Source organism: Polyangium sorediatum (genome assembly GCF_029946465.1).
Lineage (GTDB): Bacteria > Myxococcota_A > Polyangia > Polyangiales > Polyangiaceae > Polyangium > Polyangium fumosum.
Map to the genome: position 1 here is coordinate 35,355 of NZ_JARZHI010000070.1, position 21,872 is coordinate 57,226.

Here is a 21,872-nt window from a genome sequence, read left to right on the forward strand (position 1 = left end):
GTGTAGTGTCTGGCCGAGACACCATGGTAGCCACGAAGCACCTCGCCCTCGTTTTTGCTCTTGCCCTGTCGGGCGTCGCCGCGGCCTGCGGCGGCGGTTCGACGCCTCCGCCCGACACCGCCAACGATCAGAAGACGGACGGGTCCTCGACCGACAAGCCCGCCGATCCGGGCGGCGCCACGGACGCGAAGCCCGAAGGCGGCGACGCGAAGCCGGGCGACGCGAAGCCCGCGGACACGGGCACGGGCGGGACGGCCGCCACGCCGCCGGCCGCGGCGGGCAAGCCGTCGACGAACCTCCGGCAGAGCCAGCTTCTCGAGGACATCAAGAAGATCGGCCTCGCCCCGGACAAGCTCCAGGACCTGCCGAAGATCGGCCTCGCGCAGAAGAAGAAGCTGATGCCGCTCTTCCAGAAGGCGCTCGGCTACAAGGACTGCAACGGCTGCCACGTCGAGGGCGACTTCAAGGCCGAGACGCGCAAGATCAAGATCACGCGCGGCATGTGGAAGAACTTCGTCGTCGGGCTGCGCGACGAGAAGGGCGGCGCGCTCTTCTGCGACTCGTGCCACGACGGCAACGAGCACGTCCTCAACCACGCCGACAAGAAGGCCCTCGAGACCTTCATGGACGAGCAGTACGAGGACAAGCTCACGCGCGCCGACAAGAAGGACATGGAGTGCGGCACGTGCCACGGTGACCCCTTCGAGGGCGACATCATCACGAAGGTCTGGGGCATCGCGAAGAAGTAGCGCTCGCCCGCAAGCGAGGTTTTCTCCTCGCCTTTCCGCCCTCTCCACCCCTCCCCGCCCCGCAAAGGCCACCTCGCGTGGCCGGCTCCTGCTTTCGTACTAAAGAGACGCCGCATGTGCGGTGTGTTCGGCATCTATGGCCACCCCGAGGCCGCCAACATCACGTACCTCGGGCTGCACGCGCTGCAGCACCGAGGTCAAGAGGCGGCGGGGATCGTCACGAGCGACGGCGAGCGGCTCACGCCGCACAGGTCGATGGGCCTCGTGCAAGCAGGCTTCTCCCCGACGGATCTCGCAGCGCTGCGCGGCGACCGAGCGATCGGCCACGTGCGGTACTCGACCGCCGGCGGCTCGCACATCCGCAACGCACAGCCGTTCGCCGTGGACTACGCGCGCGGATCGATCGCCGTCGGGCACAACGGCAACCTGACGAACTTCGAGGCGCTGAAGGATCGGCTGGAGGCGCGCGGGAGCATCTTCCAGAGCGCGAGCGACACGGAGGTGATCGTCCACCTCATCGCCGCGAGCACGCAGGCGACCGTGGAAAGCCGCGTCGCCGAGGCGCTCGGGCAGGTCGAAGGCGCCTACTCGATCCTGTTCCTCACGGAGCGTGAGCTCATCGCCGTGCGGGATCCGATGGGCTTTCGCCCGCTCTGCATGGGGCGCCTCACGCACGGAGATGCCGAGGCGATCGTGGTCGCCAGCGAGCCCACGGCGTTCGATCTGATCGGCGCGACGTACGTGCGCGACCTCGAGCCGGGCGAGATGCTGATCGTGGACGCAACCGGGACGCGCTCGCTCCGGCCCTTCGCGCCGCGCACGCGCAAGCTCTGCATCTTCGAGCACGTGTACTTCGCGCGCCCCGACTCGCTCATCGAAGGCGCGAGCGTGTACGAGGTGCGCAAAGCGCTCGGCCGCAAGCTCGCCGAAGAGGTGCCCGTCCCCGGCGGGAGCGACACCGGCGACGTCGTCGTGGTGCCCGTGCCCGACTCCGGGGTGCCCGCGGCGATCGGCTTCGCCGAGCGCGCAGGCGCGCCGTTCGAGATGGGCCTCATCCGCAGCCATTACGTGGGCCGGACGTTCATCGAGCCGCAGCAGTCGATCCGCCACTTCGGGGTGCGGCTGAAGCTCTCCCCGAACCGCGCCGCACTCGCGAACAAACGCGTGGTGGTCGTGGACGACTCGATCGTCCGGGGCACGACGAGCCGAAAGATCGTGAAGATGGTGCGCGACGCCGGGGCACGCGAGGTCCACCTCCGGATCTCGAGCCCGCCAACACGATGGCCCTGCTTCTACGGGATCGACACGCCGACACGCGCGGAGCTGATCGCCGCGACGCACACCCTCGACGAAATCTGCAAGTACGTGACAGCCGACTCGCTCGGATACCTGTCGCTCGAAGGGCTCGTGACGTCGGTGCGCACCATCGAGCAAGCGGCATCCGCGAGCCCTCCGCCCTCGACGAAGAGCGGGGAGGCGGCCGAGAACGGCTACTGCGCCGCGTGCTTCTCGGGCACCTACCCGGTGCCCTTCTCGCCGAGCCCGAAATCGCGGCATCTGAGGCTCGTCCACGGCTAAGATCACGGCGCGCGCGCGGTGCGTTGACGATGCGCGCGCATGCCGAACAATGGTCACCCCATGACGGATCGCCCCTCGAGCCCGAGCGCCGCCCCGCCCGATCTGTTCGCCCACACGCCCGATCGGGTGTCGATCTACGAGGTGAGCCCACGCGACGGCCTGCAAAACGAGGCAGTCGTGGTGCCCCTCGAAGCGAAGAAGCAGCTCGTCGCAGCGCTCGTCGCGTCCGGCGTGAAGCGGCTGGAGATCACGAGCTTCGTGTCGCCGAAGTGGGTGCCGCAGCTCGCCGACGCCGAGGAGCTGGCACGCGGGATGCGCCCGCCCGAGGGCGTGACGTTCAGCGCGCTCTGTCCAAACGCAAAAGGCCTGGAGCGCGCGCTCGCCACAGGGCTCACCGAGATCGCGGTCTTCATGAGCGCGAGCGAGACGCACAACCAGAAGAACATCAACAAGTCGATCGACCGAACGCTGGGCGTGTTCTCGGAGATCGTGCCACCCGCGATCGAAGCAGGTCTACGCGTGCGCGGGTACGTGTCGACCGTGTGGGGATGTCCGTACGAGGGCCCGGTGTCCGCCGAGCGGAGCGTGGAGATCACGAAGAAGCTCCTCGAGCTCGGCTGCTACCAGGTATCCCTGGGCGACACGATCGGCGTGGGGACACCGAAGCAGACACGCGACATCGTGCTGCGATGTCTCGACGCGATGCGGGTGGATCAGTTCGCGCTGCACCTGCACGACACACGCGGGACGGCCCTGGCGAACATCCTGGTAGGTCTCGAGCTCGGGGTGCGAGATTTCGACGCGTCGGTCGGAGGTCTCGGAGGTTGCCCCTACGCGCCAGGCGCCGCAGGAAACGTGGCGACGGAAGACCTCGTGTACATGCTGCAAGGGATGGGGATCGAGACAGGGATCGACCTCGACCAACTCCTCGAAGCAGGCAACGTGGCCGAGCGGGTGCTCGGGCGTCCGTTGCCGGGCAAGGTGCACAAAGCAGGCGCCTTCCGGAGGCGGCCGAGCTGAGGTTCTTCCTGGCGGCGTTGCGCTGGGGCGTTGCCCCAGGCCCCACCGGGGCTATCCGCCCCTGGACCCGGACCAGCGCAAGCGCTGGACACGGGGTCGATGAACTGCGCGATGCGCGCAGTTCATCGAGACACGGCAGGGGAAGGCGGGCGACGACGTTGCCGGCCACGAGAGTGGCGCTGGTATCGTGGCTGGGGGGCGCGTTGGCGCGGCGGACACGTGCCCTTGGGTGTCGACAGCGCGTGTTTAGCAGCGCGGCAGGTGTCCGCGGTGGGGGACCGACCGTGGGGCGTTGCCCGCCCTCCTGACGTTGGCCTGGGCTCTGGCCGGTCCTCGCCCGTGACAAGCGCCTTCGACGGCGGAAGGTGCGTGCTCGGCAGCGCGTCGAGGCCCCTCGGGCGCCGCCGGCCCGTGTCTTCGGGCTCGACCTTCCCCCGGGAACACGCGTCCCCACGTGTTCGGCGGCGAGACACTTGCCCTGTCGCGCGGACGAACCTTGTTCGGCTCGTGCCCGATGTCCCACGCACGACGACGTGACTTGTCGGCGCCGTCGAACCAACGAGGACGAGAGCCGATGTCCCCTGTCGAGCATGCCGCGACGCAACGGCCACGGCTCACCGCTCGGGTGCAGGCCGGCAACAGGCACCGTTGCTGGTGGAACCACCAACGCTGCGACCTCGACGGGCAACATCGTCGCCGGTCTTCCCCTGTCCCTTCGATGAACTGCGCATCGCGCAGTTCATCGACCCTGGGTCCAGCCCCTGGCTGGTCCGGGTGCAGGGGCGGATAGCCCCTGCTGGGGTCTGGGGCAACGCCCCAGCGCAACGGCCCAGGGCCTCGCGCCTACGGGACGATGCAGCCGAGGCGTGTGAAGAACACGTGTTGTTCGCCTTCGCGGTCGTCGCGGAAGAGGATGCCGACGTTGCCGTCGGGGCCGAAGGTGGCGATGGGGTAGATGCTGTCGCGCTTGGCGAAGGTCACGCGTTGCTCGGGGCCGGAGGGTTTGAGTTCCTGGTCGAGCATGAGGGCGTAGAGCTCGTAGCCGTCGTTTTGGTCTCGGTCGTCGGCGTAGACGAGCAGGACGCGATCGCCGAGGGCTTTGAGGCTTGGGTAGCGTGAGCGGAAGGAGCCGGGGTTCGTGAGGGGTTTGGGGGGGACGAGGATGTTCCCGTCCTCGTCGACGACGGCGCCGTAGATGGCTTTGGGGTTTGCCGTTCGGTCGAACCAGGCGATCACGTACTGGTTCTGGTTCCAGACGACGGTGGGGTAGACCGAGTCGGAGAAGCCGTCTGTCAGGGATACGGCTTGGGAGCGTGGCGTCAGGTCCTGGTTGAAGACCTGGAACTGGATGAAGTGCTGGAGGGCGTCGCCGGGTGCCCAGCCGACGCCGATCGACGAGAGGCCGGCGGCCATTTGTGGCGCTTCGTTGCCTACGTTGAAGGCTTGCGTGAGCTTGACGTTCCCGCCGATGGGCGCGCCGTCGATGGTCAGGCGCTGCGCGTAGAGGTCGAAGAGACCTTCCCGCTCGTCTTGCCATGCGACGATGAACTCTCCGCCGGTCCAGCCGAGGGAGACGTTGATCGAGAAGCCTTCGGCGAAGGAGAGACGCGTGTCGGGGAGGACCTTCGCGCCGGCTTCGTCGAGCAGCGTGAAGTACACCTCGTAGTCGCCGCTGCGACGATCTTGCCATGCGATGCCGTAGCGATCGCCGACCCATACGATCGGGCCGCCGGCGTTGTCGCCGTTCTGGAAGACGATCGGCGACTCGGGGCCGAGCGGCAGGCCTGTCGGCGCGAGCATGTTCAGGCGCATCGAGAAGCCGGAGATCGTGCCTGTGTAGGCGGCTGCGTACGAGGAGCCGCTCCACGCGATGCCGCCGGGGCCTGCGGGCGCGATGTCGCCGGAGAGGCGGATGGGCTCGTTCAGCAGCGGGATGTATGTCGCGCCGTCGTCGACGATCCCGTTGCAGTCGTTGTCGACGCCGTCGCAGACCTCGGTGCCGCCTGGATATGCGAGATCGCTCTTGTCGTCGCAGTCGTCGCCGCACGCGTTGGGATCGCCTGGGAGTGTCCCGGGCCGCGGGCCGCGGAAGCCGTCGCCGTCGTTGTCGCGTGTCGCGATCTCGTAGGTGCACTGCCCTGTCTTCGGGACGCATGCGTCGTCCGTGCAGGGATCGTTGTCGTCGCAGGTGACGGGCGGCAGGTCGACGCAGAGCCCGCCGTTCCGCGGAGCCCCTGCTTCGGCGCCTGCTGCGAGATCGCAGTAGACGGGCTCGCAGAGGTTCTTGTGACCGGGGCAATCCGAGTCGACGAAACACGGGGGCTGGGGCGGGCCCACGTCGAGCGGCGTGCGCGCGCCGCAGCCGCCTGCCACGATCCCTGCGGCCACGAGGGTGCCCGAGAGTGCGGCGAGCGAGAGTCCGAGCAGGCTTCGACCGCCCTGCGCCTTCCGCAAACGCTTCACAGGCATCCGCCGAATCCTTCGACGTCGATGGGCTCGCAGACGAGCCCGGATGGGCAGCCGTCGTTGCCATCGAGCGGACAGAGCTGCACGCACTGGGTGCCTGATCCGGTCACGACGCAGGCGAACCCTCCTGCGCACCAGAGGCCCGAGCCGCTGCCGCACGGATCGCCTTGCACGCCGGAGCCTGCGGGCGAGCAGAATGCGCCGTAGACCTCTTGGCCGCAGGGCTCGCTCGGGTACGAGACGAAGATGAAGCAGCCTTCGCCGGGGAAGCAGCCGCTGTTCAGTTGATCGAAGGGATCACACTGGAAGTCTTCGAGGGGTGGCGGCGTGGAGGGACAGCCGGGATCGATGTACTCGTCGAAGGCGTCCTTGCCTGCATCCCAGATGGGGCCTGTCGAGGTGCTGCTCGACGAATCCCCGCCCTCGCCGCCGCCCCCGCCTTGGCCTTCGGTCTCTCGCACGATCGAGCTGCCGCACCCGCCGAGACCCGCGGCCGGGACGACGAGGCCAAGCGCGGCGGCCACCAAGATAAGCCGCTTCTGCATGCCCGAAGGGTAACCGAATTTTTTTGCGCGTGCTGCGAGGACGAGGGGGAGATCGCGCAGAAAAGATCACTTCCGGGTGATGGTGACCTTCTTGATGACGGGCGCGGTCTCCGGCTTCTCGCGGACTGTGGGAACGGAGGCGATCTTGTGGACGACGTCCACGGGGGCGCATTCGCCGAAGATCGTGTAGCCGCCGTCGAGGTGGAAGGCTGCCTCGTCCGTGATGAAGAACTGCGCGCTGTTCGTGTTCGGCCCGCGGTTCGCCATGCAGAGGAGGCCCGGACGATCGTGGTTCGCGTCCTCCCATACCTCGTCGGGGATGACGTACCCGGCCTCGCCCGTGCCGTTCTTCTTGGCGTCGCCGCCCTGGATCATGAAGCCCTTGATGATGCGGTGGAAGATCGTCCCGTCGTAGGCCGGCTTCTTCTCCCACTTGCCCTCGGGCGTCTTCCACGGGCGAACGCCGCGCGCGAGGCCGACGAAGTTGGCGACGGTGATGGGGGATTTGTCGTCGAAGAGCGCGCACTCGAGGGTGCCCTGGTCCGTCTCGAGGGTCGCCGTGAGCGCTTTGCCCTCGGGCAGGCCCTTCGTGGCGTCGGCGAGGGTCCACTTGCCCTTGACCGGGTCGTCCTCGCTCGGCTTGACCTCGGCGACGGGCTTGGCCGAGACCTTCTTCTTCGTGGGCTTCGGGAGCTGGATGCGCGGCCGCGAGGTCTTCTCGGTCAGGAGGCCGTTCGTGTCCTTCGCCTGCGTCTGCGCCTCGGGCTTGCGATCGGGCGCGGCCGTGGGCTCGGGCGGGCTCGACTCACAGCCGCTCGCGAAGGCGGCGACGACCAGGGCAGAAGCCGCGGTGAACGCGGCGAAACGAGGACCTTGGAGCGAGGGAAGTTTCATAGGAGATGTTTCTCCTTGCGGCGAGGCGCGGCGAAGGTCAAGCGCGGGCGCGCATCGTGCTACGAAGGGGCACGAGCCATGCCCGCCACGAAGCTCTCCGTCGCCCTGTCGCTCGGGTTTCTGATCGTCGCCTGCGAGCCGCGCGTCGAGGAGCCCGTGCCGCCCTCACGAGACGCGCGCCCCGCGCCGATCGTGCAAGGACCCGAGGCTCTGGAGAATCACAACGCCAAGGCGCGGTGCATCCACCCGACCGAAGACAAACCCAAGCGCACGCTGGCGCGGACGGGCGCCGATCCGGCGTGCCCGCCGGACGATCTCGCGAAGCCGCCCTTGCTGCGCGAGGGCAAGGTGGTGTTCGTCGACGCGAAGGACGAGGCGGTCACCGTGGAGATCGCGCAGCGGGAGCACGATCGCGCCCGCGGGCTCATGTACCGCAAGCAGATGGACGAGACGCGCGGGATGATCTTCGTCTTCGAGCGGCGCGAGGTGCACCAGTTCTGGATGCACAACACGTGCATCCCGCTCGACATGCTCTTCGTCGACGACGACGGGACGATCGTGGGGATCGAGGAGAACGCGCCGACGATGAACGACTCGACGTTCTCGGTGCCGTGCGCGTCGCGGTACGTGATCGAGGTGAACGCGGGGTACTGCCGGCGGCACGGGGTGCGCGCCGGCCAGAAGGTGCGTCTCGAAGGGATCTAGCGCTAGCTGCAGGAGCCCGCGCCGTCGCAGAGCACGTAGCAGTCGTTGCAGATCACGCACGAGGCGTAGTCGTTGAAGATGCTGTACCCGGTCGGATAGGCCGTCTCGCAGCTCGTGTAACAGGCCGTATCGCCGCTCGCGCACCCGTCGATGCACGTGATGAAGTCGCCACAATCGAAGCTGTCGGCGCAGGCCGCGTACTCGGACGTGCAGAGACCGGTCTCGCGCGAACACGTCGAGCACGTGGAGCAGTCGCTCGAGTTCATGTCGCAGGTGGTCATGGGGACGCCGCCGCCGCTGCCGCCGCTGCCGCCCGAACCGCTGCTGCTGCTGCTCGAGCTCGAGCTGGGTCCTTGACCTCCCCAGTCATCGCCTCCCTCGCCGCCTCCGCCGCCGACGCCGCCGGTCGAGCCTGTGGCGCAAGCGAACACGTTGAGCGCGAGAAACGAGCAAGCGATGACGAAGATCGAACGCGCGGACATCATGTCTCCTCCTGCCGCGCGATGGGGCGCGGCGCCGGGGTATCGACGACCTATCGTCGCATGAATTCGAGGAAAAAAGGACGAAGGGGCGAGGCGCGCGACGCCTTTCGAGCCCCCAACAGGGCGCGGGGCTTGGCACGCTTTTGTTGGTTTCGGTATACGAGGAATGCGTGGTTGCTTTCGTCGTTCCACACGAGCCAGTCCCTTCCGTCGACGTGCTGAAAGACGGGCTCGCCGCGCTCGCGGAGAAGGCGCGCGTGACCGTGCGCCCGAACGATCTCGCGAGCCGTGATCCGCACTTCATCAAGCGCGCGATGCCGCTCCTGGGGATGTTCTACGACCACTACTTCCGCGCCGAGACGGAGCTCGAAGCGCCGTTCACGGACGGGCCTGCGCTCGTGGTCGGCAACCACAACGCGATGACCGGAACGCCGGACATGTTCTGTCACATGCTCGCGTTCTGGAGGCTTTACTCGCCCGATCGGATCTCGTACGGGCTCATGCACGACGTGCCGTTCCGCTTCCCCGGCGCGGGCGCGTGGCTGAACGCCGCGGGCGCGATCGCGGCGAGCCCCGAGAACGCGGCGCGCGCGCTCGATCGTGGCGCGGCGGTGCTCGTGTTCCCGGGCGGCGACATCGACGCGTGCAAGCCGTTCTCGCGAAGGTACGAGATCGAGTTCGGCAAGCGCCGCGGCTTCGTGCGCACGGCGCTGCGGCACCAGGTCCCGATCGTGCCCGTGGTGAGCGTGGGCGCGCATCACTCGCTCTACATCTGGACCGACGGGCGACGCATCGCGGAGGCGCTCCGGCTGCCGCTGCTCGCGCGATCGAACGTGGCGCCGATCGGCGTGGCGTTGCCCTGGGGGCTCATCGCCGGCATCCCGCTGCCGCACCTGCCTCCGCCCGTGAAGATCCACACGCGTATCCTCGCGCCGATCCACACCGATCTGCCGCCCTCCGCCGCCGATGATCCCGAGGCGGTGGAGGACCTCTTCGAACGTGTACGGAGCGCGATGCAGCGGACGATGAACGATCTGAAGCAGCAAGGGCGCCACGGCTGGTTTCCGGCCTCATGAAGGCGCTCGGCCCGCTCGTCGCGCTCTCGATCGGGGCGCTCGTATCCCCGGCCGGCGCCGTCGCCCTAGGCGGCGCGACGCCTTCGCCGGTGGTGCACGAGGACTACCTGATCGTGAGCCACGACGAGGCGAGCGGGCGGCAGCACGTGCTCTTCGCCGCGCGCCTCGCGCCCGCCGCGCCGCGCGTGCTCATGGGCCTGCCGACGCCGAGCACGCCGACGATCGAGCCGCTGCCCAAGCTCGATCTCGCGGCGCTCGTGCACACGCTCGTCGAGCCGTACGAGCGACGCACCCGCGGCCGCGCGCCGGCGCCTCCGGCGGCGTGGGTGCTCGATCGATCGACGCTCTCGGGCTTCGTCGTCGCCCCCTCCGCGGGGGAGCAGCCCTTCGACGCGGCGTGGACGAAAGGCTACGTCGATCGGAATTTTTCGTTCGCCGTGCTCGACGTGGTCACGCCGCCGGGAGGCCCTCTCGAGATCATGACGCCGGCCGCGCACGTCTCGTTTGATGCGCCGCGCGTGATCGTCGCGCGCCGCGAGCCGCCGCGCGCGGAGCCACCCGTGGACGAAGCCCAGGAAGGCGCGGCGATCCCGCTCGTGGTGGAGTCGGTGCGCGCCGAGCCGAAGGCCGTCGCGCCGAGCAGCGATGCGATCGCGCGTGTGCTGCGGGCGCGCAGTGGCCCCTTGCTCGACTGCTACGAGACGTTCCTGGAGCGCCGCCCCGGCGAGGCCACGAAGGTGACGATCGAGGCTTCGATCCGGCCGAAGGGCGACACGGCGTCGCTGCGCTCTCCGAGCGAGAAGGGCGAAGAGGCGACACGCGCGTTCGCGACGTGTGTCGTGAAGATCCTGCGGGCGCGGCAGTTCCCGCGGACGGACGAGGGCTGGAAGTTCTCCGCGGATCTCGCGTTCAAGCCGCCGCGCACGCCTGCGCGCCGCACGCACCTCGTGCTCGTCGGGTCCTCGCGGTACGTGTGGAAAGATCCGCCCGCATCGGCGCGCCTCCTGCACGATTTCGAGGCGAAACCGGAGGACGTGGCGCGCGCCATGGCGCCCGAGCTCCGCCGCGGGATGGGGATGCCCGAAGGGAAACGCTTGTGGATCTCGCACTGGCTCGATCGGGACGTGCGACGCGCGCTCGCCGAGGACGCGCTCTTCGATCGCGAGGATCTGCCCGCGGACGGCGCGCCCGGCACGCTCTCGGCCCCCACGGGAAAGCCCGAGGTTCGTCCCGCGGCGGAGAGCCCACGCGACAAGCCGCGCGCACGTTCACGCGCGAAGCGCACGGAAAACGCCATCGCGGCCGCCGCGGCCCTCGTGTTCACGGTCGCCCTTGCTCTCTGGCTCGCGCGGGACGAACGCCCCTCGGCGTGAAGCGCCCCGCCCCTTGCGCTCGGCCGCGCCGGCCTCCATGAATTTCCGAGGAGGCGTCCATGAACGTCGTGATCAAGTACTGCCACGTTTGAAACTACAAGCCCCGGGCCGTGAGTTTCGCGGCCGCCATCAAGGATGCGTTCGACGTCGACAGCAAACTCGAGATCGGAAAGCCCAGTCAGTTCGACGTGATCGTCGACGGCGAGTTGATCTTCTCGAAGCAGTCGGCAGGCCGGTTCCCCGAGCTCCAGGAGGTGCTCGACGCCATGTCGAAGCGCGCGACGGGCTGAACACCGCGAGCGACAAACGGGGCGCGGCTTGACGGCCGTGCGTCGATGAGGTCCCCTATCTCGGATGCGCCGCTCCCTCGCGCTTCCCTTCCCTGCCCTGCTCCTCGCGCTCGCCGCCGGGTGCGGTGACCCCGACACCTTCGTCCCGGATATCCCCGGGTTCAGCGGTCCGGCGGGCGTCGTCGAAGGAACGCTGACCTACACGGGTCCGCCGCCGTGCACGGAGAAGGGCCACGTCGTCGGCGCGGCCCTCGTGCTCGCGTTCGACAAGCGCCTCCTGCCGCCGCCCTCGGGCCTCGGCACGGGCGCCGCGAGCCTCGACGCGATCCCGGGCGATGTGCTCTTCGCGAGCATCCGCGACAAACTCGTCTTCGACAAGGACGGCAAGCTCCGCTGCCCCGACGCCTCGGCGCCCAACGTCACCGCGAGCGGGACGTGGACGATCGCGCCGCTGAGCGGCGGGACGTACCAGTTCCGCGGGTTCTACGATCGCGACGGCGACTTCAACCCGGCCTTCTCCATCTCGAACCTGCCGACGGCCGGCGACGTGGGCGGCGGCGCGATCGACAACGCCGCCGAGGTGCTCATGGGCGCGGCGCCGCGGTACACGGAGGTCAACATCGGCGAGCCCGACGGGAACGGAAACCTCGTGATCCCGGCCGTCGGCGTGCGCGTGCTCGGCGTGGGCGTGACGCTCGGGCAGGTGCTCCCGCTCGAACGCCCCGTGTTTTACCCGTCGGCCGTGGCCGACAGCGTCGCGGGCAACACGGACCCGCGCAAGGTGGTGGTGCCGTCGGACTTCGAGTTCGCGACGTTCCCGCCGACCGACACGTCGTTCATCCGCATCACGCTCACGGCCGGCGTGGATCCGACCGAGGTCGACGCAGCCGCGCTCACGCCGTTTTTCCTGCCCGTGAAGAACCCGGCGGCGACGCTCTACATGGCGGTCGAGGACGTGAACGGCGACGGCCTGCTCAACAACGAGGATCACGTGGTCGAGTCGGTGAACGTGCCGCAGCTCTACCCAACCTCGGTCTTCTCGAAGATCAACGCGCCCCGGCTCGCAAACGACAAGCGCATCGAGACGCAGTCGCGGCCGCGCGTGATCATGCAGGGCCTGACGCTCCTCAAGAACCTCCTGCTCACGTCGACGAAGCTGCCGCCCGCGATGCCGGACCCGATGAACCCGGTGCCGCCGTTCCAATCAGCCGAGCCCGAGGTGACGGTCGCAGTGCGGCCGGCCGCGTTGTGCATCGATCCGGTCGATCCGTCGAAGAAGGGCGTGTTCGTGCTGAGCCGCAAGACGGCCGCGGACGGGACAGCGATCATCGCCGACGAGGAGGCCTTGAAGCAGAGCCTCGCGGCGCGCTTCGGCCGCCCGTTCGACATCGTCTACGGCTGCCTGCCGGAAGGGCAGTACTCGATGAACCTCGTCTATCCGACGGGGCAGGCGTGGAGCGTGCCGAACGAGGCCGGCGTGTGCGCGCTGGCCGAGCCGCAGACGTCCGACGGCAAGACGTGCAAGGCCGTGACGAACGCGCGCCCACGGCTCGTGTCGCAAGACGCGATGCTCATCGTGGGCGCGCCGAACGATGCCGCGTACTGCAAGGCGAACCCGACGCCCACGGCCTGCACGGGGCTCTGAGACGTAGCGCTGGGGCGTTGCCCCAGGCCCCAGCAGGGGGCTGTCCGCCCCCTGCACCCCGGACCAGCGAGGCGCTGGACCCAGGGTTGAAAAACTGCGCTCCGCGCAGTTTTTCAAACAGGCCGACGAAGAAGCCGGGTTGCCAATCGAACCAGCAGCGCGGCTGTCTTGGTTGGCAATGCCGCTGCAGGTCTTGACCGGGCCTGTTCGATGAACTGCGCATCGCGCAGTTCATCGATCCTGGGTCCAGCCCCTGGCTGGTCCGGGGTCGAGGGGGCGGACAGCCCCCCGCGGGGTCCGGGGCAGCGCCCCGGGTGCGGGGCGCCTGTGGAAGCTAGCCCCACCAGTACGATAGTTTGGCCAGCAAGGTTTCTTCGGAGGCGCGCGGGCCGAGCCAGCCGAAGTCGAAGCCCGCGCCGCGGCGGGCGAGGGGCACGCGTCCGTCGCCTTGCGCGTGCGTGTAGACGAGGAACAAGGTCGAGCCGAGCCGGTACTCCCAGCGCAGGACGATGTTCGCGTTGATCGAGCCGCCTTCCCAGTCCGGATCGTCGTCGAGCGGCGTCCCGAGCGGCGAGAGCTCCGCGAGGCGCGCGACCCGACCCGCCCCGCGCGCCTTCGAGAGGGTGAGGTCGTGGAAGCTCTGCGCTTCGAGGAAGGCCTGCGCATAGGCCTGCAGCGAGAGCCGCGGCGAGAATGTGTACGTCGCGCGCATCGTGAGCCCGAGGCTCTGCGCCCGCAGCCGGCCGAAGACGTGGCCCGCGCCGATCGTCGTGACGTAGCGCGGCTCGCCGCGCGTGTAGAGGAAGGTCGGGATCAGATCGAGATCGAGCTGCGGCAGGATGCGCAGGGACAAGCGGCCGTCGGCCTCCACGTTGAGGCCGGTCTCGATGCCCTGCACCATCACCCACGCCTCGCCGTTGACGACGCGCCGGCCGTCGGTCGCGATCCAGAGCTCGCCGCCGAAGAGGGGCGCGCGTTCGAGCGCGGTGCCGTCACCGACCTCGCGATCGTCGAACCGCGAGGGTTTGGCGTGGATCCCGGCGAAGCTCTCCCAGAAGTTCGCCCAGCGCGTGTAGTTGCCGAGCAAGAGCATGCGCTCCTGCGTGAGCCAGTCGAGCGTGTCGCGCTCGACCACGTCGATGGTCGTCTGCGTTTCGAGCGTCACCCACCACGGATCGAGCGTCCGGTAGCCGACGGACGCGGTGAACGCGTGGAGGTTCTGCCGCTGCATGTAACCGACGTCGTTGTAGTCGACCTTGCGGCCATGCCCGGCGTACTCGGTGTTGAAGGTCCAGTGCTTGCCGCCCTCCTTCGCGACACGCGCCTGCACCGCAGGGCCGATGTCGCCGGAGGAGAGGACGGTGCCGTCGGGCAGCGTGCGCGGCGGGCCGTCGTGCACGAGCGAGGCGACGGCTTGTCCGCTGATCACGTAGTCGCCGCCCGGCGAACGAAAGCGGCCGTCGACACCTGCGACGTAGGCGTCGTGGAAGCAACGAGCGCCGTGCGCGACGACCTGTTCCTTCGGGCAAAGCACGCGCGCACGGCCGCTGCCGGGAGCGGGCGCGACGGTGGGGTACACGGTCGGTGTTTCGAAGCGGCTCTTCGCGGTGGCCATGAAGCCGAGCGAGGCGCGCGAGCCGAAATCCTTGCGGAGCCGGAGGACCTTGAACGCGGCAAGGGGCTCGGCGACACGCGAGGCGAAGCTGCCGTCGGCGCGCTTCACGTTCACGAGGACGGGCGCGGTGACGCCGAGCAGCTCGAACGCCGACACGCCCTCCGCGAGCTCGCCCGAGAGTTTTGCTGCGGCGTACACCGTGGCCGGGGACGACGAGCCCACGGTCTCCTCGTCGTCCCGTACGGCCGGCATGCCCGGCGCGCGGCCGATCCTGCGCGTGTAGACGAGCTTGAAGGGCGTCGCGAGGTTGTCCGCACCCTCCAGGAAAAACGGCCTGCGCTCCGGGAAAAACCGCTCGAAGTTGCTGAGGTTGAGGATGACCTGATCGGCCTCGACCTGGCCGAAGTCCGGAAAGATCGTGGCGTCGAGCGTGAGGCTCTGCGAAGGATGCCACTTGAGATCGAGCCCCGCCGAGCCCGCAGGGAAGACGCTCGCGCCGCGGATCTCGGCCTCGCTCTCGCTGTAGCGGAGGGCGCCGACGAGGAAGGGGCGGAGCTCGAGCGAGGCCTTGGGCCGGAGGCCGGAGAGGCCGTCGAGCTTGCCGTACCGCGACACCTCGCCGCCCGCGTCGCGAGGGATGAACGTCCACTCGTCGACCTCCTGCAGCATCGATACGCGGCGCCGGACCTGCAGGCCAAAGCTCTGCGAGGGCAGATCACGAAAGCGCAGGATGCGGAGCGGGATCTTGAACTCGGCCGACCAGCCGTGCGTGGTGCGCGTGGTGCGCGCGTCCCAGATCTCGTCCCACTCGCGCGAGAGCTCGGTGTCGTTGAAGCGGAGCGCGTCGGAGAGGACGCCGGCCGCGTTGACCTCGAACTCGAGCGCGCTCCTGCCATCGCCGCGCGTGTCGAGCGTGACCGTGACGGCGTCGGCCTCGACCTGCCTGTCACGCCGCGTGAGGCGCGCGATGATCTCGTCGTTCGTCTGCTCGCAGTCGATGCCGACGTAGACGGCCTCGTCGTCGTACACGACGCGCACGAGCGTGCGGTGGCGCGGCTTCTCGCCGGGCGTGGGGAGCTTCTGCGTGAAGGCGTCGCTGCCCTTGGCGTGCTTCCAGGCGAGCTCGTCGAGGCGGCCGTCGAGGACCGGCGGCGTGGAGACACGCGTCGCGGTGAGGTGCGGCGTGGCCGCCTGGGTGGTCACCGCGAGGAGCGCGGGCAAGAGAGACATGGCGGGAGATGGACGCCGAGCGTACCACCGCGTGACCCCCGGACGAACGACGGAAGCGTGCACGCATCCGCGGCGCCTCAGAAGACGTCGTCGATCGCGGCGACGGTCTGCGTGATGTCGTGTCTGTGCGCGTAGTCGAGATCGGTGCGCGCGCGCGTATCGTCGACCATGCACACGTAACGGATGTGATCGATCTCGGGCGCGGGGAACGAGGTGGCCCGGTACTGCCAGAGCTTACGGACGACGCCCTGCGCGATCCCGTGGGGAACGGCGACGCGCGTGCGTCCGGTCATGCCGACGAGGCGCGACAAGGGCAAAGGTGGCGGGCCCGCGATGTTGTAGATGCCGCGCGCGCCGGGCATGAGCGCGCGCGCGATGGCGCTGACGACGTCGTCCTGGTGGATGACCTGCACCATCGGATCGAAGCCGAGCAACGTGGGGATGACGGGAAGGCGCAGGTAGTTGGAAGGCGCGTTTCGCACGGCGCCGAGGATGTGGACCGGCCGGAGGATCACGGTCTCGGTGCGTGGCCTCTTCCAGAAGAACGACTGCGCGAGCATGTCGACCTCGATGAGGTCGCGGATCTCGCTGAACGAAGCGCCGCCGAGCAGCGGCGCGTCCTCCGTGAGGAACTGGGGGTTGTCCGGGCGCGGGCCGTAGACGTTGGCGCTCGAGAGCACGACGAGCTTGGGGACGTCGTAGTGCGCGACGTACTCGAGCAGGCGCTGCAGGCCGACGACGTTCCAACTGTGGTGCTCGGCCTGGTCCACGCGCGGATCGTGCATGACGCCGAGGTGCACGACCGCGGCGATGCGCTCGTGGCGGAAGACGTCCTGCGTCTTCTTGCGGCGGATGTCGACCTGGTGGTGGACGATGTCCTTTGGTTTGTCTTCAAACGATCGACGATCGATGCCGATCACCGGCCGCTCGCGATGCAAGTGCCGAGCGAGCCTGCGCCCGAGCCGCCCGCAGATGCCCGTGATGAGCACCGGCAAATGCGAACGATCACTCTCCACGCTCGGCTCGCGCGAAGAGTCCACATCCACGCTCACGCTCGCCCTGCGCGGCGGCCGCATCGTGAGCCGCGGCGCGACGAGTATCGCCTCGCCTCCCCCGTTCGTCACACGCATCCCCCCAATCCCCAACGTTCACCGTGAAGCTCGGGAGCACGTCACGTCAAGCACTTCGCGTCGTGCTGCGATGCACTCGGTTTGCTACGTTCGCATGCATGCTGGATGGAGCAGCGCGCACCCTCGGCAGGCTCTCGACCTTCACGACACGCGAGGCCCTGCCGGTCGCGCGCTCGGCCTTCGGCGTCGCCCGAGACGGAATCGACGAGCTCGGCATCAAGCTGCTCGGTCGTGACTTCGAAGAGCGCCTGCGTCGCGTGCCGATCCCCTTGGGCGGCGGCGGCGTCGATCCCTTCGGGCTCGATCCTTCCTGGGCGAAGTACGCGATCGGCGGCGCGGCGTTCTTCCACCGTTTCTACTTCCGCACGATCGTCAGCGGGATCGAGCGCGTGCCCGCGTCGCGCGTGCTGCTCATCGCGAACCACTCGGGGCAGATCCCGATGGACGGCGTGATCATCGCGGCCTCGATGTTCCTCGACGCGGAACCGCCGCGCATCGTGCGGAGCATGGTGGAGAAGTGGTCGCAGACGTTGCCGTTCGTCTCGACGTTCTTCTCGCGCGTGGGGCAGGTCGTCGGCGTGCCCGAGAACGCGCGGCGGCTGCTCGAGCTCGGCGAGGCGATCCTCGTGTTCCCCGAGGGCGTGCGTGGCGTGACGAAGACGTTCGCCGAGCGCTACAAGCTCACGGACTTCGGGCTCGGCTTCATGCGCCTCGCGCTCGAGACGAACACGCCGATCGTGCCCGTGGCCGTCATCGGCGCCGAGGAGCAGTACGTCTCGCTCGGCAACCTCCACCGCGTGGCGAAGACGCTGCACTTGCCGAGCTTCCCGATCCTGCCGCAGCTCCTCTTGCCCGGCGGAGTCCTCCCCTTGCCCACGCGCTACAGGCTCTCGTTCGGCGAGCCCATGCGCTTCGACGGCGATCCCGACGACGACGACGCGATCATCGAGGAGAAGGTCCTCCGCGTGAAGGCGACCATCCAGTCGATGCTGAACCGCGGGCTGAAGGAGCGGAAGTCGGTCTTCTGGTGAGGCAGGGGCGGCGGGACCGCCCCCTCACGTGGATCAGGATTCGTCGTCGAGCAGCTCGGCCTCTTCGAGCTCTTCGCCCGGAGCCGGCTGCGCGGCGGGCGGCTGCGCCTGCTGCGCGTACGCCTGCTGCTGCTGCGCGTACGCCTGCTGCTGCGCGTAGTACGCCGCGTACGCCTGCTGCTGCGCGTACGCCTCTTCCGGCGTCTGCGCGGGCTGCTGCTGCGCGGCCTGCTGCTGCGCGTACGCCTGCTGCTGCGCGTAGTACGCCGCGTACGCCTGCTGCTGCGCGTACGCCTCCGGCGTCTGCGCGGGCTGCTGCGCGTACGCCTGCTGCTGCGCGTGCGGATCGACGTACGCAGGGGCTTGCTCGGCCTGGACGTACGCCGGAGGCGCGACCATCGCCGGAGGCGCAGGCAGATCCGCCGCAGGCGCGAGGGGCGTCGGCTCGTTGTCGGTCGGGGCCTGCCACGCCGGAGGCGTCGACGGCGTCGCGACCGCAGGCGGCGGCGCAGACGGCGTCGGGACCGCGGCGGGCGGCGGGACCGACGGAGCCGCGTACGCGGGCGGCGGCGGCGTGGACGCACGGGCGTACGCGGGCGGCGGCGGCGTGGACGTACGGGTGTACGCGGGCGGCGGCGCAGAGGGCCCTGCGCCGGCGGTCGGCGGCACCGAGGCCATCGTCGAGCGCGGCGGCGTACGCTTGAGCTTGCCGGTCTTGGCGCGCTCGAGGCCCGCAGTCGCCTCGGCGTCGCCGGCCTTCATGCGCAGGACACGGCGCCAGGCGTCGGCCGACTCGCGCGCGTCGCCGAGCTCTTCCTCCCAGATCCGCGCGACCTTGCGCGCGAGCTCGGCGCGGACGGCGGGATCACGGCCGCGGAGGATCTGATCCTCGTAGAGCTGGATCATGCCGCGGTGATCACCGAGCTCGATGAGCAGGTTCGAGAGCTCGTTCATCACGTCCTGATCGGCAGGCGACAGGTCGTGGAGCTTCTTGAAGTCGACGCCCGCGCCCTTCTTGTCGTTCAGCGCGTCGCGGCGGAGGCGCGCGCGGCGCTGCAGGAGCTTGCGGACGAGCGGGCCGTCGAAGACCTCTTCGAGCGCACGCGTGAGCGTGGCCTCGACGCGCGGCAGATCATTGAGCTCACGGCCGAGCGCTTCGAGCGCGTCGAGCGAAGCGTCGTCGACATGCGTGACGATCGCGTCGCCGATCCATTTGAAGGCGCGCTCGACGTCGCCGAGCGCGCGGTGCGCGATCGTCGCGGCGCGCCGGAGGAGCGCGCTCTTCGTGCGCCCGCCGTCGCGCGAGCCCTGGCCGCCGCCGGCGAGAGCCTCGGCCAGGATGCGGCGCAGGCCCGTGCCGCCCGCGCGCTCGTCGCCCGCGGCCGCCGCCGCTTCGAGCGCGCCGAGCGTCTCTTCCTGGACGCCCGCGCTGAGCGCGAGCTCGAAGAAGCTGCGCGCGCGATCGTTCGCGCCACGCTCGGCGGCGACCTGCGCCGCGCGCGCGAGCGCCGTGAGCCGATCCGCCGGCAAACGGCAACGCCCGACCTGACGCTCGTACACGTCGATGATCTGCGTGACGTCGGGCGCGAGCGCCGCGAGCCGCGCGAGCAAGGGCTCGACCTCGCCCGGCGGGACGCTGGCCAGCGCGCCCTCGCCGTGTTGGATGGCCTCGTTCGCGGGCACGGAGGCGGCGATCTGCACCTCGGCCTGCCGGACCATCTCGGCCGCGCGGCCCGCGCCCGAGACGTCCTTCGCGAGCAAGTCGTGCGCGACGCCGAGGGCGTCGAGATCCTTCAGCTTGATCGCGAGCTGCTCGAGCTGCTCGGCGAGCCCGCGATCGGCGCCGCGCGAGCGCGCGAGCTCCATGGCCACGCGCGCCGCGTCCGCTTCACGCCCGACCTCGACGAACCGTTCGAACGCGCCGCGGAGCGCCTCGTTCCGGGCCGGGCCCGACCCCGACTCGTTCCACGAGACGAGCTTCGACGCGACGAGCCCCTTCCACCCGAGTTTGTCGCCGAGCTCGACGTACGCGCGTCGGCACGGCTCGTCGCCCGTCTCGGCGACCTTGTCGAGCGCCGCGAGCGCCTCGTCGCCGCGGCCGAGTCTGTCGAAGAGGATGTCCGCGACCCGCCGGGTCATGCGGGAGAGCTCCTCCTCGTCGCCCTCGACCTCGATGAGGATCTGCAGGAAGTGCGCGACGCGCGGCCAGTCCTCGACCTCGGCGCAGAGCCGCTCGAGGCGGCCAATCGCGTCGAAGTCCTCCGCGTCGGCCGCGTGCACGATCTCGAGCGCGCGGATCGCGCCGCGCGGATCGGAGAGCTGGCCCTCGTAAATCTGCGCGAGGCGCTGCGCGAGCTCGACCTTCTGCTCGCCCTCGGCGAGCACGACCTCGCGTTCGAGCGCCGCGGCCGCGCCTTGCGGGTTGTTCCGCCGCTCTTCGAGATTCGCGATCGCCGCGAGCGCGACGCGGCTCTTGGGATCGAGCGACTTCAGGATCCCCTCGTACCGCTCGATCGCGCCGTCCACGTCGTCGAGCCCCTCGGCCAGGATGCTCGCCTCACGCAGCGCGTGGTTGAGTTTGTCGGCCGGCGCCTTCGTGATCCCGCCGAGCCTCCGGAGCAGCTCCACGCACTCCTGGTGATCGCCGCGCTGCGCCGCGTCCTCGACGAGCAGCGCGAGCGCGCCCTCGTCGTCGCCGTCGGACAGCACGAGCAAGAGGCTCTCACGCGCGCCCTCGTTGTCACCGAGCGAGCGCTGCACCTCGGCCGCCGCGCGCCGCGACGCCACGCGCTTGCCGCGATCGGAGAGTTTTTCCGCGCGCCCGAGCAAGAGGTGCACGAGATCCGGCAGCCGCCCGGCCGCGCGGTATTGCTCCTCGAGGGCCTGCACGTACGCGTCGTTCGTCGGATCGATCTCGGCGGCGCGCTCCAGCCGGATCACTGCGCCCGGCGCATCCCCCGCCTTGGCGAAGAGATCCGCCGCCTGCGCGAGCAGCGTCGCTTGTTGCTTGCCATCGGCGAGCTCGGCGCGCTGCTCGATCGCGTTCGCCGCATCGGCGATGCGGCCCGCAGCCGTGTACGCCTTCTCGGCCTGCTCCCAAATCTTCGCCTGCTTGCCGAGCTCCGCGGCCTCGGCAAACGCGTCGCCCGCGGCGCCGGCATCGTTCAGCTTGAGCCGCAGCTCGCCGAGCTTTTGCAAGAGCCCGGCGCGCGTGTTCGGGTCCGTGAACCCGCTCATGTTGTCCGCGATGGCCTGCGCCGCGAGGTCGAGCCGCTCGCCCTTCTCGTAGAGCTTGACGGCCGTGTTCACGGCGGCCTCGTCCTCCGGCACGAGCGACGCGATCCGCGTCCACACCTCGGCCGCGGCCACCGGATCCTTGCGCTTCGCCTCGTGCAGGCCCGCGAGCTTCTTCTCGATCGCGAGCTTCTGCTCCGTGTCGGGCGTGCTCATCGCGTCCTGCTCGAGCACGGTCGCGAGGTCGTCCCACTTCGTCGCGCGCTCGAGCAACCTGCGGAGCTGATCACGCGCCTGCTCGTCGCCGCGATCGATCTGGCAGAGCTGCTTCCACGCCGCGATCGCCGTGTCGATGTCGCGAAGCTGCGACTCGCACATGCCGGCCACGTCGCGGAGCTGCGCCTTGCGCGTCTCGGGCGAGACCGTCGGCACGCGCGACGCCGCGAGCAACACGTCGCGGAGATCCGCGAACATACGCTTCTGCCGCAGGTACTCCTCGACCCACGAGAGCGCCTCGGCGTTCGCCGGATCGATCTTCAGCGCCTCGCGGTACTTCGTGTACGCCTGCGGCTTGCGGCCCTTCTGCGCCTCGGCCGAAGCCTCCTCCAGGAGCGCGTGCACATCCCCCGCCGGCACCGCCGCCTGCGCTTGCATCGCGACGACCGAAGGCGAGGGCGCGCGCCCCTCGGACGCGGGCGCCGCCGCGGGCGCGGCCGCCGGGGGCTGCGCGGGTTGCGCAGATTGCGGGGGCTGCGCGGGCTGCGCGGCTGCGGGCGGTTGCGAGGGCTGCGCGGCGGACACGGACTGCG

The 21,872-nt window shown here is 69.6% G+C and carries 15 protein-coding genes and 1 pseudogene; 9 read left to right on the forward strand and 7 right to left on the reverse strand.

Annotation, left to right across the window (positions count from 1 at the left end; all coding sequences use genetic code 11):
* The first annotated feature begins 23 nt into the window (after positions 1 to 23).
* The 3 genes from QHF89_RS41175 to QHF89_RS41185 all read left to right on the forward strand — a co-directional run bounded on the left by QHF89_RS41175 (position 24) and on the right by QHF89_RS41185 (position 3,347).
* Entirely contained in the window at positions 24 to 749 is a 726-nt protein-coding gene (locus tag QHF89_RS41175; protein ID WP_136971501.1) for a cytochrome c3 family protein, read from the forward strand.
* A gap of 114 nt (positions 750 to 863) precedes the next feature.
* Positions 864 to 2,327, forward strand: coding sequence for an amidophosphoribosyltransferase (purF, locus tag QHF89_RS41180; protein WP_136971500.1), 1,464 nt, complete (start codon positions 864 to 866; stop codon positions 2,325 to 2,327).
* 60 nt (positions 2,328 to 2,387) lie between these two features.
* Positions 2,388 to 3,347, forward strand: a complete 960-nt coding sequence (locus tag QHF89_RS41185) for a hydroxymethylglutaryl-CoA lyase (RefSeq protein WP_136971499.1) — start codon at positions 2,388 to 2,390, stop codon at positions 3,345 to 3,347.
* 843 nt (positions 3,348 to 4,190) lie between these two features.
* On the opposite strand, the gene QHF89_RS41190 is transcribed toward QHF89_RS41185, so the two are convergent.
* From QHF89_RS41190 to QHF89_RS41200, 3 genes are all read right to left on the reverse strand, one after another.
* Positions 4,191 to 5,816, reverse strand: coding sequence for a putative metal-binding motif-containing protein (locus QHF89_RS41190; protein ID WP_136933366.1), 1,626 nt, complete (start codon positions 5,814 to 5,816; stop codon positions 4,191 to 4,193).
* A complete protein-coding gene (locus QHF89_RS41195) occupies positions 5,807 to 6,358 on the reverse strand; it encodes a hypothetical protein (protein WP_136971498.1) in 552 nt (183 codons plus the stop codon). The genes QHF89_RS41190 and QHF89_RS41195 overlap by 10 nt, the downstream gene beginning before the upstream one ends.
* A 66-nt stretch (positions 6,359 to 6,424) precedes the next feature.
* A complete protein-coding gene (locus tag QHF89_RS41200) occupies positions 6,425 to 7,252 on the reverse strand; it encodes a peptidylprolyl isomerase (protein ID WP_136933364.1) in 828 nt (275 codons plus the stop codon).
* Positions 7,253 to 7,330: 78 nt separating this feature from the next.
* Between QHF89_RS41200 and QHF89_RS41205 the strand changes: the two genes are divergently transcribed.
* A complete protein-coding gene (locus tag QHF89_RS41205) occupies positions 7,331 to 7,957 on the forward strand; it encodes a DUF192 domain-containing protein (RefSeq protein WP_136971497.1) in 627 nt (208 codons plus the stop codon).
* A gap of 2 nt (positions 7,958 to 7,959) precedes the next feature.
* Here the strand turns inward: QHF89_RS41205 and QHF89_RS41210 are convergent, their stop codons facing one another.
* Positions 7,960 to 8,442: a hypothetical protein gene (locus QHF89_RS41210; RefSeq protein WP_136971496.1), complete on the reverse strand. Its 483-nt coding sequence runs from the start codon at positions 8,440 to 8,442 to the stop codon at positions 7,960 to 7,962.
* A 167-nt stretch (positions 8,443 to 8,609) separates the two neighbouring features.
* On the opposite strand from QHF89_RS41210, the gene QHF89_RS41215 reads away from it, so the two are divergent.
* From QHF89_RS41215 to QHF89_RS41230, 4 genes and pseudogenes are all read left to right on the forward strand, one after another.
* A complete protein-coding gene (locus tag QHF89_RS41215; RefSeq protein WP_284721601.1) occupies positions 8,610 to 9,515 on the forward strand; it encodes a lysophospholipid acyltransferase family protein in 906 nt (301 codons plus the stop codon).
* Positions 9,512 to 10,888, forward strand: coding sequence for a hypothetical protein (locus QHF89_RS41220; protein ID WP_136971495.1), 1,377 nt, complete (start codon positions 9,512 to 9,514; stop codon positions 10,886 to 10,888). The genes QHF89_RS41215 and QHF89_RS41220 overlap by 4 nt, the downstream gene beginning before the upstream one ends.
* Positions 10,889 to 10,992: 104 nt before the next feature.
* Positions 10,993 to 11,178 (forward strand): annotated as a pseudogene (locus tag QHF89_RS41225) (Rdx family protein); the annotation flags it as partial.
* Between the two features lie 64 nt (positions 11,179 to 11,242).
* A complete protein-coding gene (locus QHF89_RS41230; protein ID WP_136971493.1) occupies positions 11,243 to 12,823 on the forward strand; it encodes a hypothetical protein in 1,581 nt (526 codons plus the stop codon).
* Positions 12,824 to 13,157: 334 nt separating this feature from the next.
* Here QHF89_RS41230 and QHF89_RS41235 read toward each other — a convergent pair whose 3' ends face one another.
* A complete protein-coding gene (locus QHF89_RS41235; protein WP_136971492.1) occupies positions 13,158 to 15,668 on the reverse strand; it encodes a DUF5916 domain-containing protein in 2,511 nt (836 codons plus the stop codon).
* A gap of 77 nt (positions 15,669 to 15,745) precedes the next feature.
* Complete coding sequence (locus tag QHF89_RS41240; RefSeq protein ID WP_232379889.1) at positions 15,746 to 16,798, reverse strand: NAD-dependent epimerase/dehydratase family protein; 1,053 nt, start codon at positions 16,796 to 16,798, stop codon at positions 15,746 to 15,748.
* A 98-nt stretch (positions 16,799 to 16,896) separates the two neighbouring features.
* Between QHF89_RS41240 and QHF89_RS41245 the strand changes: the two genes are divergently transcribed.
* Complete coding sequence (locus tag QHF89_RS41245; RefSeq protein WP_136971491.1) at positions 16,897 to 17,829, forward strand: lysophospholipid acyltransferase family protein; 933 nt, start codon at positions 16,897 to 16,899, stop codon at positions 17,827 to 17,829.
* 33 nt (positions 17,830 to 17,862) lie between these two features.
* Here the strand turns inward: QHF89_RS41245 and QHF89_RS41250 are convergent.
* Positions 17,863 to 21,872, reverse strand: a 4,010-nt coding sequence (locus QHF89_RS41250) for a tetratricopeptide repeat protein (RefSeq protein ID WP_342763985.1), incomplete at its 5' end; no start/stop codon positions are given.

Coding starts and splice junctions, on each gene's coding strand:
- QHF89_RS41175 (WP_136971501.1), top strand. CDS start 24: ATGGTAGCCACGAAGCACCTCGCCCTCGTTTTTGCTCTTGCCCTGTCG.
- purF (WP_136971500.1), top strand. CDS start 864: ATGTGCGGTGTGTTCGGCATCTATGGCCACCCCGAGGCCGCCAACATC.
- QHF89_RS41185 (WP_136971499.1), top strand. CDS start 2,388: ATGACGGATCGCCCCTCGAGCCCGAGCGCCGCCCCGCCCGATCTGTTC.
- QHF89_RS41190 (WP_136933366.1), bottom strand. CDS start 5,816: ATGCCTGTGAAGCGTTTGCGGAAGGCGCAGGGCGGTCGAAGCCTGCTC.
- QHF89_RS41195 (WP_136971498.1), bottom strand. CDS start 6,358: ATGCAGAAGCGGCTTATCTTGGTGGCCGCCGCGCTTGGCCTCGTCGTC.
- QHF89_RS41200 (WP_136933364.1), bottom strand. CDS start 7,252: ATGAAACTTCCCTCGCTCCAAGGTCCTCGTTTCGCCGCGTTCACCGCG.
- QHF89_RS41205 (WP_136971497.1), top strand. CDS start 7,331: ATGCCCGCCACGAAGCTCTCCGTCGCCCTGTCGCTCGGGTTTCTGATC.
- QHF89_RS41210 (WP_136971496.1), bottom strand. CDS start 8,442: ATGATGTCCGCGCGTTCGATCTTCGTCATCGCTTGCTCGTTTCTCGCG.
- QHF89_RS41220 (WP_136971495.1), top strand. CDS start 9,512: ATGAAGGCGCTCGGCCCGCTCGTCGCGCTCTCGATCGGGGCGCTCGTA.
- QHF89_RS41230 (WP_136971493.1), top strand. CDS start 11,243: ATGCGCCGCTCCCTCGCGCTTCCCTTCCCTGCCCTGCTCCTCGCGCTC.
- QHF89_RS41235 (WP_136971492.1), bottom strand. CDS start 15,668: ATGTCTCTCTTGCCCGCGCTCCTCGCGGTGACCACCCAGGCGGCCACG.
- QHF89_RS41240 (WP_232379889.1), bottom strand. CDS start 16,798: ATGCGTGTGACGAACGGGGGAGGCGAGGCGATACTCGTCGCGCCGCGG.
- QHF89_RS41245 (WP_136971491.1), top strand. CDS start 16,897: ATGCTGGATGGAGCAGCGCGCACCCTCGGCAGGCTCTCGACCTTCACG.